This window comes from Micromonospora sp. NPDC005710 (assembly GCF_040630995.1).
Classification (GTDB): domain Bacteria; phylum Actinomycetota; class Actinomycetes; order Mycobacteriales; family Micromonosporaceae; genus Micromonospora.
Genome location: NZ_JBEXYP010000020.1, coordinates 78,437 through 91,557, shown reverse-complemented (window position 1 = coordinate 91,557; position 13,121 = coordinate 78,437). Strand labels below are relative to the sequence as shown.

At 71.6% G+C, this 13,121-nt stretch carries 16 protein-coding genes; 3 read left to right on the top strand and 13 right to left on the bottom strand.

Features of this window, described 5'->3' with window-relative positions:
* Nucleotides 1–23: 23 nt before the first annotated feature.
* The 8 genes from pheS to ABZ406_RS24265 all read right to left on the bottom strand — a co-directional run bounded on the left by pheS (nt 24) and on the right by ABZ406_RS24265 (nt 6,179).
* Entirely contained in the window at nt 24–1,103 is a 1,080-nt protein-coding gene (gene pheS, locus ABZ406_RS24300) for a phenylalanine--tRNA ligase subunit alpha (protein WP_238679559.1), read from the bottom strand.
* A 217-nt stretch (nt 1,104–1,320) separates the two neighbouring features.
* Nucleotides 1,321–2,172: an RNA methyltransferase gene (locus ABZ406_RS24295; protein ID WP_357765793.1), complete on the bottom strand. Its 852-nt coding sequence runs from the start codon at nt 2,170–2,172 to the stop codon at nt 1,321–1,323.
* A 29-nt stretch (nt 2,173–2,201) separates the two neighbouring features.
* A complete protein-coding gene (gene rplT / locus ABZ406_RS24290) occupies nt 2,202–2,594 on the bottom strand; it encodes a 50S ribosomal protein L20 (protein ID WP_357765790.1) in 393 nt (130 codons plus the stop codon).
* 31 nt (nt 2,595–2,625) lie between these two features.
* Nucleotides 2,626–2,820, bottom strand: coding sequence for a 50S ribosomal protein L35 (rpmI, locus tag ABZ406_RS24285; RefSeq protein WP_007458415.1), 195 nt, complete (start codon nt 2,818–2,820; stop codon nt 2,626–2,628).
* A gap of 19 nt (nt 2,821–2,839) precedes the next feature.
* Entirely contained in the window at nt 2,840–3,490 is a 651-nt protein-coding gene (gene infC / locus ABZ406_RS24280; RefSeq protein WP_124818759.1) for a translation initiation factor IF-3, read from the bottom strand.
* A 576-nt stretch (nt 3,491–4,066) separates the two neighbouring features.
* Complete coding sequence (locus ABZ406_RS24275) at nt 4,067–4,540, bottom strand: PH domain-containing protein (protein WP_208741083.1); 474 nt, start codon at nt 4,538–4,540, stop codon at nt 4,067–4,069.
* 480 nt (nt 4,541–5,020) lie between these two features.
* Nucleotides 5,021–5,866 (bottom strand): ATP phosphoribosyltransferase, encoded by an 846-nt coding sequence (hisG, locus tag ABZ406_RS24270; RefSeq protein WP_357765786.1) that lies wholly within the window; start codon nt 5,864–5,866, stop codon nt 5,021–5,023.
* Between the two features lie 49 nt (nt 5,867–5,915).
* Nucleotides 5,916–6,179: a phosphoribosyl-ATP diphosphatase gene (locus ABZ406_RS24265; protein ID WP_030335709.1), complete on the bottom strand. Its 264-nt coding sequence runs from the start codon at nt 6,177–6,179 to the stop codon at nt 5,916–5,918.
* A 133-nt stretch (nt 6,180–6,312) separates the two neighbouring features.
* Between ABZ406_RS24265 and ABZ406_RS24260 the strand changes: the two genes are divergently transcribed.
* The 3 genes from ABZ406_RS24260 to ABZ406_RS24250 are packed head-to-tail and all read left to right on the top strand — an operon-like array spanning nt 6,313 to nt 8,765.
* A complete protein-coding gene (locus ABZ406_RS24260) occupies nt 6,313–7,176 on the top strand; it encodes an ABC transporter substrate-binding protein (protein ID WP_357765783.1) in 864 nt (287 codons plus the stop codon).
* The gene (locus tag ABZ406_RS24255; RefSeq protein ID WP_357765780.1) at nt 7,173–8,018 is read left to right on the top strand and encodes an amino acid ABC transporter permease; all 846 of its coding nucleotides are present in this window, start codon (nt 7,173–7,175) and stop codon (nt 8,016–8,018) included. The genes ABZ406_RS24260 and ABZ406_RS24255 overlap by 4 nt, the downstream gene beginning before the upstream one ends.
* Nucleotides 8,019–8,021: 3 nt before the next feature.
* Nucleotides 8,022–8,765, top strand: a complete 744-nt coding sequence (locus ABZ406_RS24250) for an amino acid ABC transporter ATP-binding protein (RefSeq protein ID WP_357765777.1) — start codon at nt 8,022–8,024, stop codon at nt 8,763–8,765.
* Nucleotides 8,766–8,784: 19 nt separating this feature from the next.
* Here ABZ406_RS24250 and ribH read toward each other — a convergent pair whose 3' ends face one another.
* Genes ribH through ribD form a run of 5 tightly spaced genes read right to left on the bottom strand, consistent with a single transcriptional unit; the run spans nt 8,785 to nt 12,958 of the window.
* Nucleotides 8,785–9,285, bottom strand: a complete 501-nt coding sequence (ribH, locus tag ABZ406_RS24245; protein WP_357765882.1) for a 6,7-dimethyl-8-ribityllumazine synthase — start codon at nt 9,283–9,285, stop codon at nt 8,785–8,787.
* 2 nt (nt 9,286–9,287) lie between these two features.
* On the bottom strand, nt 9,288–10,553 hold the full coding sequence (locus ABZ406_RS24240) for a bifunctional 3,4-dihydroxy-2-butanone-4-phosphate synthase/GTP cyclohydrolase II (protein WP_357765880.1): 1,266 nt from the start codon (nt 10,551–10,553) through the stop codon (nt 9,288–9,290).
* An 11-nt stretch (nt 10,554–10,564) separates the two neighbouring features.
* Complete coding sequence (gene pnuC, locus ABZ406_RS24235) at nt 10,565–11,251, bottom strand: nicotinamide riboside transporter PnuC (protein ID WP_357765775.1); 687 nt, start codon at nt 11,249–11,251, stop codon at nt 10,565–10,567.
* Nucleotides 11,251–11,895 carry a riboflavin synthase gene (locus ABZ406_RS24230; protein ID WP_357765772.1) on the bottom strand — a complete coding sequence of 215 codons (645 nt, stop codon included), beginning with the start codon at nt 11,893–11,895 and terminating at the stop codon, nt 11,251–11,253. Before ABZ406_RS24230 ends, pnuC begins: the two co-directional genes overlap by 1 nt.
* Before the next feature lies 1 nt (nt 11,896).
* Nucleotides 11,897–12,958 (bottom strand): bifunctional diaminohydroxyphosphoribosylaminopyrimidine deaminase/5-amino-6-(5-phosphoribosylamino)uracil reductase RibD, encoded by a 1,062-nt coding sequence (gene ribD, locus ABZ406_RS24225; RefSeq protein ID WP_357765770.1) that lies wholly within the window; start codon nt 12,956–12,958, stop codon nt 11,897–11,899.
* Nucleotides 12,959–13,121: the final 163 nt, after the last annotated feature.

Below are 13,121 nucleotides of genomic sequence, written 5' to 3'. Positions count from 1 at the left end.
CCCGTGTCTCGTACCCGCATCGCCTACGCCCCGGTCCCGAGCGCGCGGCTGAACCGCACGTCGCCCTCGAAGAGATGGCGGATGTCGCTGACCCCGTGCCGGATCATCAGGGTCCGGTCGATGCCCATGCCGAAGGCGAATCCGGAGTAGACCTCCGGGTCGACCCCGCACGCGCGCAGCACCCGAGGGTTGACCATGCCGCAGCCACCCCACTCGACCCACTGTGGGCCGTCCCGGTGCTCCGGGAACCACACGTCGAACTCCGCCGACGGCTCGGTGAACGGGAAGTAGTGCGGCCGCCAGCGGGTCTTCGCCTCCGGGCCGAACATCGCCCGGGCGAAGTGGTCCAGTGTGCCCCGCAGGTGCGCCATCGTGATGCCCTTGTCGACCACCAGACCCTCGGCCTGGTGGAACACCGGGCTGTGGGTGGCGTCGATCTCGTCGGTGCGGTAGACGCGGCCCGGCACGATCACGTAGATCGGCGGCTTGCGGCTGAGCATCGTGCGGGTCTGCACCGTCGACGTGTGCGTTCGTAGGACAAGGCCCGAGCCCGCGGAGCCATCGGCAGATGCGATGTGGAACGTGTCCATCAACCCGCGCGCCGGGTGGTCGGCGGGGATGTTCAACGCGTCGAAGTTGACCCACTCCAGGTCGACCTCGGGCCCCTCGGCCACCTCGTAGCCCATCCCGACGAAGAGGTCGCTGATCGACTCCATCAGCGTGCTCAACGGGTGCCGGGCGCCCCGCGGACGCCTGTCGTAGGGCAGTGTGACGTCCACCCGCTCCTCGACGAGCACCCGCTCGGCCTGCTCGCGCTCCACCACCTCGGCGCGCTCGGCGTACGCGGACTCGATCGCCCGGCGGGCCTCGTTCACCCGCTTGCCCGCGTCGGACTTCGCGGCCGGCGGCAGCGCGCCGATCTCCCGGCGCGCGAGGGAGACCGGTGACCGGTCACCCAGGTGCACCGAGCGCAGCGCGGTGAGCGCGTCCGGGTCGGCGGCGGCCTCGAACGCCTTCGTGGCGTCCGCGACGGCCTCGGCCAGGGCGGCGGGATCGAGCAGGGCGACCTGCTTCGGGTCGTACGGATCGTTGCGGTAGCTCATGGCGTACGGGCACTCCCTCACGGCGGCGCCAGCCCTCACCGGGGCGGCTAGGCGAGTCTACGGAAGCGCGGCGCTGCCGCAGCCCGCCGGTAGGAGTTGTGCAGGGAGCAGGTCAGGCCCGCCGCCCGCCGACACCGGCGGGCTGGCTAAACGAACGCCGTGTCGCGTTCATGGACGGACGCTCTCCCCTGCTGTCAGCGCGCCGCGGGCGTCACCCTCAGCGCTGTGCTCTCGCTGAAGCGTACAGGCAGACCGCCGCGGCGGCAGCCAGGTTCAGGCTCTCCGCGCGCCCGTACAACGGCACCCGCACCGTGGCGTCGGCGGCTGCGGTCAACTCCTCGGGCAGCCCGTGCGCCTCCGAGCCGAACAACCAGGCGGTGGGCCCGACGAGCCGCCCGTAGTCGGTCAGGTCGTCCAGGTCGTCGTCGCCGTACCCCGTCGTGGCGAAGATCGAAAGCCCGGCGGCCCGCAGCGCCTCGACCACAGCGACCGGGTCGGGGGCGCGCACCACGTCGACGTGGAAGAGGCTGCCGGCCGAGGCCCGCACACACTTGCCGTTGTACGGGTCGACGGCGTCCCCGGCGAACACCACAGCACCCGCGCCGGCCGCGTCGGCGGTACGCAGCACGGTGCCGGCGTTGCCCGGGTCACGGATCTCGGCGAGCACCGCCACCAGCCGGGGCGCACCCGCGAGGGCCTGCTCCAACGACACGTCCAGGTGCCGGCAGACAGCCACCAGCCCCTGCGGGGCGACGGTCTCGGCAAGCGCCGCGACGGCGTCGTCGGTCACCTCGGAAACCGGCACGTCGGCGCGGGCCGCCGCGGCGGCCAACTCCGGATACCTGTCGAGCGCTGTGGTCGTACCGAAAAGCTCGGTGACCACCCCCGGTCGCGCGAGGGCCTCGCGGACCGCCTGCGGGCCCTCCGCCAGGAAACGACCGGTGGCGTCGCGGTCCCGGCGGCGTTGCAGGCGGCGGGCGGCGACAACCCTTGGGGTACGGGGGGTGAAGGCCATGGTGTGCATTCCTCCGACACGATCGAGGCGCCCCCCGGACGGCGGTGCCGACACGGGAGACGCCTCGCTCTGGTGCGTGGGGATCAGGCGGCCTGAGCCGCCGCGCCACCGGTGCCCTCAGCCGTGACCGCGGCCCGGGCCAGCTCCACGATCGCCGCGAACGAGGCGGCGTCGTTGACAGCCATGTCGGCCAGGATCTTGCGGTCGACCTCGATGCCGGCCAGACGCAGGCCCTGGATCATGCGGTTGTAGGTCATCCCGTTGGCCCGGGCGCCCGCGTTGATCCGCTGAATCCACAGCTGCCGGAAGTCGCCCTTGCGGTCGCGACGGTCCCGGTAGGCGTACTGCATCGAGTGCAGCACCTGCTCCTTGGCCTTGCGGTACAGGCGGGAGCGCTGACCGCGGTAACCACTCGCGGACTCCAGCAGGGTACGACGCTTCTTCTGGGCGTTTACAGCCCGCTTGACGCGTGCCATCTCAACTCCTAATTAGTGAAGGTGGCGCGCGTCAGCGGCCGAGCAGCTTCTTGATGCGCTTGACGTCGGCCTTGGCCAGCACGACCGTGCCGGTCAGCCGGCGGGTCTGGGTGGAGGGCTTCTTCTCCAGGTTGTGGCGGAGGCCGGCCTGCTGGGCAACGATCTTGCCCTTGCCGGTCACCTTGACCCGCTTACCCATACCCGTGTGGCTCTTCATCTTCGGCATGTGGAACGTCTCTCCCCTGTTACTCGCCGCTGGTGTCGGCGGCGAGGCCGGTGTCACCGGCTGCTGCGGTCTCGCTGACCGCCGCGGTCTCATCGGCTTCCGGAGCGGCGGACTCGTCCCCGGCCCGGTCCCGAGGTCCGCCGCGAGACGCCGTGGCGGCGACCGCGGAGGCCTTGACGGCCCGATGCGGGGCGAGAACCATGATCATGTTTCGGCCATCCTGCTTCGGAGCGGCCTCGACGTATCCCAGTTCCGTGATCTCGGACTCGAGCCGGCGCAGGAGCCGGTAACCCAGCTCCGGGCGGCTCTGCTCGCGACCGCGGAACATGATCGTCACCTTGACCTTGTCGCCCGCCTTGAGGAACCGCACCACGTGACCCTTCTTGGTCTCGTAGTCGTGCGGGTCGATCTTCGGCCGAAGCTTCATTTCCTTGATGACGGTCTGCTGCTGATTACGCCGCGCTTCGCGCGCCTTGAGTGCGCTCTCATACTTGAACTTGCCGAAGTCCATGAGCTTGCACACCGGCGGGCGCGCCATCGGCGCAACCTCGACCAGGTCCAGATCGACGTCCGCAGCCAGCTGAAGAGCGCGCTCCAGCGGGACGATGCCCACCTGCTCACCCTCTGGGCCGACCAGTCGGACCTCACGTGCCCGGATCTGCTCGTTCACGCGTGGTTCGACGCTGATGGGGCCTCCTCGAGTCGTTTCTGCTCTGTCGCCGACCCCTGCGGCTCCCAGGAGGGAACCGACCCGAAAAGCAGAAGGCCCCGGCGCATGCCAGGGCCCGCTCGACCGGTCAGCACGATCACAAGGATCGCGCATCCGGCGCCGGGACATGCCCGGAACCGGTGACCGGACCCGGCCACCGTAGCGGCGACTCGGGTGGGAGCAGGCGCTCCGCTTTCAAGGCTGCCTGCTCGCACGCGGAGACAGCCTGGTCGACTCGACAACAGTACACCGGCACCCCGGCCACCCCCAAACCGGGCACGACCTGCGTGGCGGCGTGGCGCCGGTGTGACCGCCCGGGCCGCCACGCCCCAAGCGGCGGGCGGCGGGCGGCGGCGCGGCGGGCGGCGGGCGGCGGGCGGCGGGCGGCAAGATCCGCGCACTTTCCCTGCAACTGCTGCCTCAGCATGCCGGGAGGCAGCAGTTACAGGGAAGTTGTCCAGATCTGGGCGAGGGGAGCACGGCCGGGTCAGCGGTCAGGCGGTTCGGCCGGGTCAGCGGTGGGGCGGTTCGGCCGGGTCAGCGGCCGACGGCGCGTTCGGCGAGGCGGGCCTGGTGGGCCTCGTGGAGCCGGCGCAGCGCGCGGACCCCGTCGACGGCCAACTCCTTGTCGGCGGCCTGCAACGCGACCATCGGCAGCAGGTCGTCGTCGTGCAGCTCCAGGCTGGCCCACGGCGCGCCCCGGTCGAAACGGACACCCCGGACAACCTCCCAGGGCAGCTCGTAGGAGCTGATGACGTTCCGCACCCGGATGCTCCGCGCGTCCGCCTCCACCCGGGGGCGGGTGAACAGTAGGAAGCCCAGCGCCCCGAAGATGCCCAGGCCGATCATGGCGATCTGGTCGCCGCGCTGGAAGCTGCCGTAACCATCGCCGGTCGGGCCGCTCAGCGACGTGGCGACCAGACCGAACACCACCACCAGGGCAACCGCCGCCGACCAGCAGACCACGCGGATGCGGCGGGGCTTCAGGCGGACCAGCTCGGTTTCACTCACCCCACCAGTCTGCCACTCGCACCCGCCCACCAAGCGCACCACCCGCCGAGCCGCACCGCCCCACCCCCGCCCCGCCGCACCCCCCGCCCCCGGCCCCGGCCCCGGCCCGCCCCCGGGCCGCTGTCGAGCGAGAGCCTTGCGCCGATCTTGCAGTTTCGGTTGCCGATATGGGGTGATGCGCCCCTTGTGCCGGCACCGAAAGTGCAAGATCGACGAGGCTGGGTCAGCGGGGCTGGGTGAGGCGGGGCAGGGTGAGGCTGGGGTGGGCTGGGGCTGGGGCTGGGGCTGGGCGATCATGGAGTTGTGGTGCCTGGTTTGGGGTCTTGTGGGCGCTTTGTTGCCCACCACAACTCCATGATCGGCGAGGGCGGCGCCGGTTGACGGGCGGCATTGCACCTGACGCCACGGTTCTGTCGGGCGCACTTTTTCGGCGACGGCTCCAGCCCAACGGGGGTGTCCGTTGGGCTGGGCCGTTGACGGTCAGAGGCGGCAGGCGTGGATGTTGGTGACGAGGATGGCGCGGGCTCCCAGCTCGTACAGCTCGTCCATGATGCGGTGCACGTCGTCGCGGAGCACCATGGCCTGCACCGCCACCCAGCCCTCGCGGTGCAGCGGCGACACGGTCGGCGACTCGATGCCCGGAGTGAGACCACTGGCCCGGTCCAGCAGACCGGCCGGCACGTCGTAGGCGAGCATCACGTAGCGGCGGGCCACCAGCACACCGTGCAGGCGGCGCAGCAACTGCTCGGCCTGCGGCTGCGCGGGCGCGCCGGCGCGCCGGACCAGCACCGCCGAGGAGCGCAGCAGCGGCTCACCGAATACCACCAGGCCCGCCTGGCGCAGGGTGGCGCCGGTCTCGACCACGTCCGCGATCACGTCGGCGACCCCGAGGCGTACGGCGTTCTCAACGGCACCGTCGAGGCGGATCACGTCGGCCTTGACCCCCACCTCACCGAGGTGCCGCTCGACCAGTCCCGGGTACGCGGTGGCGATCCGGTGGCCGCCCAACTCCTGGACGGAGTCGATGTCGTCGGGGCGGGCGGCGAAGCGGAAGGTGGCCCGGCCGAAGGCGAGGTCGACGACCTCCTCGGCCGGCGCGGCCGAGTCGATGAGCAGGTCCCGGCCGGTGATGCCGAGGTCGAGGTCACCGGAGCCGACGTAGGTGGCGATGTCCTTCGGGCGCAGGTAGAAGAATTCGACGTCGTTGGGCTCGTCCCGGCAGACGAGGTCCTTGGGGTCGGTGCGCTGGCGGTAGCCCGCCTCGCGCAGCATCTGGGCGGCCGGTTCGGCCAGGGTGCCCTTGTTGGGGATGGCGACACGCAGCATGACGGAGTGCTCCTTCGATCCGGATGGCGATCAACGGGGTGGGGGGCACTCACAGATGTCGGTAGACGTCCTTGAGCTCGAGACCACTGGCGAGCATCAGCACCTGGACCTGGTAGAGCAGCTGGGAGATCTCCTCGGCGGTGCGCTCCGGCCCCTCGTGCTCGGCGGCCATCCACGACTCGGCCGCCTCTTCGACAACCTTCTTGCCGATGAAGTGCACGCCCTTGTCCAGCGCGGCGACGGTGCCCGAGCCCGGGGTGCCGGCGGCGGCCTTGGCCTGCAGCTCGGCGAACAACTCCTCGAACGTCTTCACGGGGAACGATTCTTCCAGCCTCCTCGGCGGCGCCCCGCGTCCGGGTCCGCCGAAATCCAGTAAGCGGACAATTCCCTATCAACATGGTGGGACAATTGTCGATCGATGCCCATGGAGCTCTACGCTGTCCGCCATGGCCAGCAGCTCACGTCTCCTCGCGCTCACCTTCGCCGGCGCCGTCGTCGTAGCGACCGCCGGATGCGCGCCACAGGACGAGAAACCCACTCCCACCGTCACGGCGGCGACGTCCTGCGCCAAGGACAGCCTGCCCACGCGTACGCCGGGCACGTTGACAGTCGCCACCGACCAGCCCGCGTACGAGCCGTGGTTCGCCAAGGACAAGCCGGACAGCGGTGAGGGCTTCGAGTCCGCCGTCGCGTACGCGGTGGCGGAGAAGCTCGGTTACGCGCGCGCCGACGTCACCTGGACGCGGGTCAAGTTCGACACCGCCATCGCGCCGGGGCCGAAGGCCTTCGACTTCGACATCAACCAGTTCTCCATCACCGAGGAGCGCAAGCAGGCTGTCGACTTCTCCGCGCCGTACTACCTGGTGCGGCAGACGGTCATCGCGTTGAAGTCGTCGAAGATCGCCGGCCGGAAGTCGTTGGCCGAACTGCGGGACGCCCGGCTCGGTGCGCAGGTCGGCACCACCAGCTACCAGGCGATCACCGATGTGATCAAGCCGTCCGCCAAGCCGCAGGTCTACAACAGCAACGACGACGCCAAGAAGGCCCTGCAGAACGGGCAGTTGGACGGCCTCCTGGTGGATCTTCCGACGGCCTTCTACATCACCGGCGCGGAGATCACCGACGCGGTGATCGTCGGGCAGGTGCCGCAGGTCGGTACGCCCGAGGCGTTCGGTCTGCTGCTGGACAAGAACTCCCCACTGACCGCCTGCGTGAGCGGGGCGGTCGGTCAACTCGCCACGGCCGGCACGCTCAAGGAGTTGGAGCAGAAGTGGCTCGCGCAGGTGGCGGGGGCGGCCGAGCTGCGGTGACGCTTCTGGATCATGTGCCGTCGGAGGCGCAGTTGCGGCGCTCGGCGTACCGGCGTCGGCAGACCGTCTACAGCGTGCTGGTCGCGGCGTGCTCGACGGCGGCGCTCGGCACGCTGCTGGTGATCGCGGTGACCGGGGCGCCGGGCTGGGACCGGGTCCGACTGTCGTTCCTGGATCCGGGGATCGCCCGCGACGCGCTGCCGGCGGTGCTGAGCGGGCTCTGGCTCAACGTACGGCTGCTGGTCTGCTGTGCGGTCGGCGCGCTGCTGCTCGGGCTGGTGATCGCCGTGCTGCGGACGCTGCGCGGGCCGGTCTTCTTCCCGGTCCGCGCGCTGGCCGCCGGCTACACCTACACCTTCCGGGGCCTCCCGCTGATCATCGTGCTGTACCTGCTCACCCTCGGCGTGCCGGGGCTGCGGTTGCAGGGCATGCCGCCGGTGCTGGTGCTGGGTGGTGTCGCGCTGGTCCTCACCTACGGCGGCTACCTGGCCGAGGTGTTCCGGGCCGGCATCGAGTCGGTGCACTCCAGCCAGCTCGCCGCGGCCCGCTCGTTGGGCCTGACCTACCGGCAGACGATGCGGCACGTGGTGCTGCCGCAGGCCGTCCGACGGGTGGCGCCTCCCCTGCTCAACGACGTGGTGGCGTTGCAGAAGGACGTCGGGCTGGTCTCGCTGGCCGGGCCGATCGACGCGGTTCGCGCCGCCCAGATCGCCACCGCCCAGACCTTCAACTACACGCCGTACGTCGTGGCGGGGGTGCTGTTCGTGCTGCTCGCGATCCCCCTCATCGCGGTCACCGACTGGGTGACGCTGCGTGCGGCCCGCCGACAGTCCGGAGGTTGAGCCATGGCGTTGTTGCGGTGTCGGGGGTTGCGCAAGGAGTTCGGCGGGCACGTGGTGCTCGACCAGCTCGACCTGACCGTCGCCGAGCACCAGGTGGTGGCCCTGATCGGCGCGTCCGGGTCGGGCAAGTCGACACTGCTGCGCTGCGTCAACCTGCTGGACGACATCGACGACGGCACCATCGAGTTGGACGGGGAGGACATCTCCGATCCCCGGGTGGACCCGGACCGGGTCCGGCGGCGGATCGGCATGGTGTTCCAGGCGTACAACCTCTTTCCGCACCTGAGCGTGCTGGACAACATCACCCTCGCGCCGCGCCGCGTACACCGGCGGGGTCGGGCGGAGGCGGAGGCCCAGGCCCGGGAGCTGCTCGACCGGGTGGGGTTGGGGGCCAAGGCGGACGCCTACCCGGACCGGCTCTCCGGCGGGCAGCAGCAGCGGGTGGCGATCGTCCGGGCGCTGGCGAACTCACCCCGACTGATGCTTCTGGACGAGGTCACCTCCGCGCTGGACCCGGAGCTGGTCGGCGAGGTGCTGACGATGATCCGCGACCTGAAGACCGACGGGATGACGATGGTGCTGGCCACCCACGAGATGGGCTTCGCCCGGGAGGTCGCCGACGAGGTGTGCTTCCTCGACGCCGGGCGGGTCGTCGAGAGCGGCCCGCCCGAGCAGGTGCTCGGCGAGCCGACGCAGCCTCGTACCCGGCAGTTCCTGCATCGGATCATCGAGGCCGGTCGGCTCTGAGCACGCGTCGGCGCAGGCGTCAGCCGCTGAAGCCGACCCGCTGGGCGTTGCCCGCCGCCACGGTTCGTACGGCCAGCGCGGCGTCGAGCGCCGCGACGGTGGCCGACCAGCCCTTGTCCTCCGCCGAGCCGGGCAGACCGGCCCGGTCGCGGGCCTGCTCGATGGTCTCCACCGTCAACACCCCGTGCGCCACCGGCTTGCCCTCGTCCAGTGCCACCCGGGTCAGCCCGTCGGTGACCGAGCGGCAGACGTAGTCGAAGTGGGCGGTGGACCCACGGACCACCACGCCGAGAGCGACAACCACGTCGCAGCGGCGGGCGAGGGCCTGCGCGACCACCGGCAGCTCGACGGACCCGGCGACCCGGGCGACCACGGCACGCGCGCCGCACGCCTCGGCGGCGGCCACCGCACGCTCCAGCATGTGGTCGGTCAGCTCGCCGTGCCAGCGGGCGGCAACGACCCCGACGGTCAGCCCCGCAGCGTCGACCGCCTCGACTCCCGGCTCACCGAAACCCGCCATCGTCATGCTCCGATCTCGTCGTTGGCGACCGGACGCCCCAGCGGCGCCTCGGACACCTCGTCCAACTCGTCCAGCAGGTGACCCATGCGGTCCCGCTTGGTGCGCAGGTAGCGCATGTTCTCCGGGTGTGCGCCGGCCGGCAGCCCCTCGCGGCCGGTGATCGTCAACCCGTAGCCCTCCAGCCCGGCCCGCTTGGCCGGGTTGTTCGTCAGCAGCCGCATCGAACGCACGCCCAGGTCGTAGAGGATCTGCGCGCCGGTGCCGTAGTCGCGGGCGTCGGCCGGCAGGCCCAGGTCGAGGTTGGCGTCGACGGTGTCGCGGCCGAGGTCCTGCAACTGGTACGCCTGGAGCTTGTGCAGCAGGCCGATGCCCCGCCCCTCGTGCCCACGGACGTAGAGCACCACGCCCCGGCCCTCCTGGCCGACCCGGGCGAGGGCGGCGTCGAGCTGCGGCCCGCAGTCGCAGCGCAGCGAGCCGAACACGTCTCCGGTCAGGCACTCGGAGTGCACCCGGACCAGCACGTCCTGGCCGTCACCGAGGTCACCGAGCACCATCGCGACGTGTTCGGCCGGGTCGTGCTCGGCCCGGTAGCCGAGCGCCCGGAACACCCCGTGCTTCGTCGGCATCCGGGCGTCGGCGACCAGCTCGACCTGCTTCTCGGTACGCCGCCGGTAGGCGATCAGGTCGGCGATCGTGACAAGCATGAGGCCGTGTTCGGCGGAGAACTTCTCCAGGTCCGGCAGGCGCATCATGGTGCCGTCGTCGTTGACCAGCTCGCAGAGCACGCCGGCCGGACGCAGCCCGGCCAGCCGGGTCAGGTCGATCCCCGCCTCGGTGTGCCCCGGCCGGCGCAGGACCCCGCCCTCACGGGCGCGCAGCGGCACCACGTGCCCGGGGCGGGCCAGATCGGTCGCGTCGGTCGCCGCGCCGGCCAGCAGTCGGCTGGTGTGCGCGCGGTCGGCCGCCGAGATGCCGGTGCCGACCCCCTCGCGGGCGTCCACCGTCACCGTGTACGCGGTGCCACGCCGGTCCTGGTTGGTGTGGTGCATCGGCGGCAGGTCGAGCCGGTCGGCCTCGCTCTCGGTGAGCGCCACGCAGACGTAGCCGGAGGTGTAGCGCACCATGAAGGCCATCAGCTCCGGCGTGGCCAACTCGGCCGCGAAGATCAGGTCGCCCTCGTTCTCCCGGTCCGCGTCGTCGACGACCACGACCGGGCGGCCGGCCGCGATGTCCGCGATCGCCTGCTCGATGTCCCCAAAGCTGGTCACGCTGTGCTCGCTCATGCGACGGCCTCCGTGTAGGTGGGACGGACGGGCACCGGTCGGGTGGCGCGGGAGGTGCGCCACCAGGCGGCGAAGCCCCAGACGCAGAGGGCGCCGTAGATCAGGTACATGACTGCCGACGGGTAGAAACCACCGCGCAGCAGCAGCGGCACGCCGACCGCGTCGACAGCGATCCAGAGCAGCCAGAACTCCACCCAGCCGCGGGCCATGCCGTAGGTGGCCAGCAGACTGCCGGTGAGGATCCAGGCGTCGGGCAGCGGGCCCCACGAGCCCAGTGCCTTGAGCAGCGGGTACGCCGCGGCGGTGCCGATCACGGCGGCCACCAGCAGCATCAGACGTTCCCGTCCGGTGGCCCAGCGCGGAACGACCGCTGCCTGCCCGCCGTCGGCACGACTGTTGCGCTGCCAGCGCCACCAGCCGTAGACGCTCACCGCGAAGAAGAACACCTGGCGGCCGGCCTGCCCGTACAGGTCGTGCTCCTGCGGGGTGGCGAACACCCCGCCGAGGAAGACGGTGAGCAGCAGCGCGTTACCGATCATGCCGACCGGCCACGCCCAGACCAGCCGGCGCAGCCCGAGCAGCGCCGAGACCAGCCCGAACGCGTTGCCGACGATCTCCCGGGCCAGCACCGGCGAACCGGCGACCTGCACCTGGGCGTCCAGCAGCCAACTGAGCGGGCCCATCAGGCCACCCCGCCCGGGTTCGCGGCGACACCGCGGGTGTCGGCGTCGGTGAGCCGGTCGCCGAGCAGCCGCTCCACATACTTGGCCAGCACGTCGACCTCCAGGTTCACCGGGTCCCCGACGCCCTTCGCGCCGAGCGTGGTCAGCTTGAGCGTGGTCGGGATCAGCCCGACGGCGAACTCGTCCGCGCCGACGGAGGCCACTGTCAACGAGACGCCGTCGATGGTGATCGAGCCCTTCTCCACCACGTAGCGGGACAGGGCGGCGGGCAGTCGGAACCGGACGGTCTCCCAGTGCTCGGCCGGCTCCCGGGAGATCAGTTCACCGACGCCGTCGACGTGGCCCTGCACCAGGTGCCCGCCGAGCCTGCTGCCGAGTGCGGCGGCCCGTTCCAGGTTGACCGGGTCGCCGGGGCGCAGCGCGCCAAGCGCGGAGCGGCGCAGCGTCTCCCCCATCACGTCGGCGGTGAAGACCCCGTCGGCCACCTCGACCACGGTCAGGCAGACACCGTTGACGGCGATCGAGTCGCCGTGCCGGGCGTCGGACGTGACAAGCGGGCCACGTACGCCGAGCAGCGCCGAATCACCCGCCGTCGGCGTGACTCGGACGATCTCGCCCAATTCCTCGATAATGCCAGTGAACATGTCAGCCCTCCCGTTTACGGGGCAAAGCGGTGATCCGGAGATCTGGACCGATCTGCGTAACGTCGACGAACTCCAGATCGATGGCCTCAGCGATGGTGGTCACTCCCGCGTCGACCAGAGCGGTCGGCCCCGCGCCGAGCAACCGCGGCGCGACGTACCCGACGATCTTGTCGACCAGACCGGCCCGCAGGAACGCGCCGGCCAGCCGCGGGCCGCCCTCCAGCAGCACCGCGCGGATCCCGCGCTGGTGCAGCGCCGCGAGCAGCGCCGGCAGGTCGACCCGGCCGTCCGGGTCCGCGCCGACCTCGTCGGCGGTCGCGATCCACGTCCGCGCGGCGCCGTCACGGACCAGGGCGTCAGCCGGGGTACGCCCCGAACTGTCCACCACCACCCGCAGCGGCTGCCGGATGGCCAGGCTGCCGTCACGCAGGTTGCGGGCGGTCAACCGGGGGTCGTCGGCGAGGACGGTGCCCACCCCGGCGACCACCGCGTCGACAGTGCCGCGCAGGGCGTGCACGTCCATCCGCGCCGCCTCCGAGGTGATCCACATGCTGCTGCCGTCCGCCGCCGCGGAACGCCCGTCGAGCGTGGCGGCGTACTTCCAGATCACGTACGGCCAGCCCCGGCGCATCGAGGTCAACCAGGCGACGTTGCCGGCCTCGGCCTCCTCGCCGCGTACCCCCAGATCGACCCGCACCCCGGCGGCGCGCAGGGTGGCGGCGCCCCCGGAGGCGACCGGGTTGGGGTCGGGCACGGCGATGACCACGCGGCCCACCCCCGCCTGGACGAGCGCGGAACTACAGGGGCCGGTGCGGCCGGTGTGATCGCACGGTTCGAGAGTGACGACAGCGGTGCCGCCCTTGGCCCGCCGCCCGGCCTGCGCCAGGGCGACGATCTCGGCGTGCGGCCCGCCGGCGTACGCGTGGAAGCCCTCGCCGACGACCTCGCCGTCCTCGTCGAGCAGCACGCACCCGACCACCGGATTGGGGCTGGTGGTGCCGAGGCCGCGCGCCGCCAGCTCGATCGCACGCCGCATCGCCTCGTCAACGGAGACGCTGGCCATCGCCCTGCCCCTGCCTTCTCACTCGCCGGTCCGCGCGCGGGCGGTCAGGGAGGCGGTGGCCATGGGGCCACGGGCAGGCGGTGGCGGATTCCGGGAACGGCAGAGCCGCCCCGGGGGGTCGGCACGGCACGCTGACGCCAGCGGCCGGGTCGGACCCGTCCGT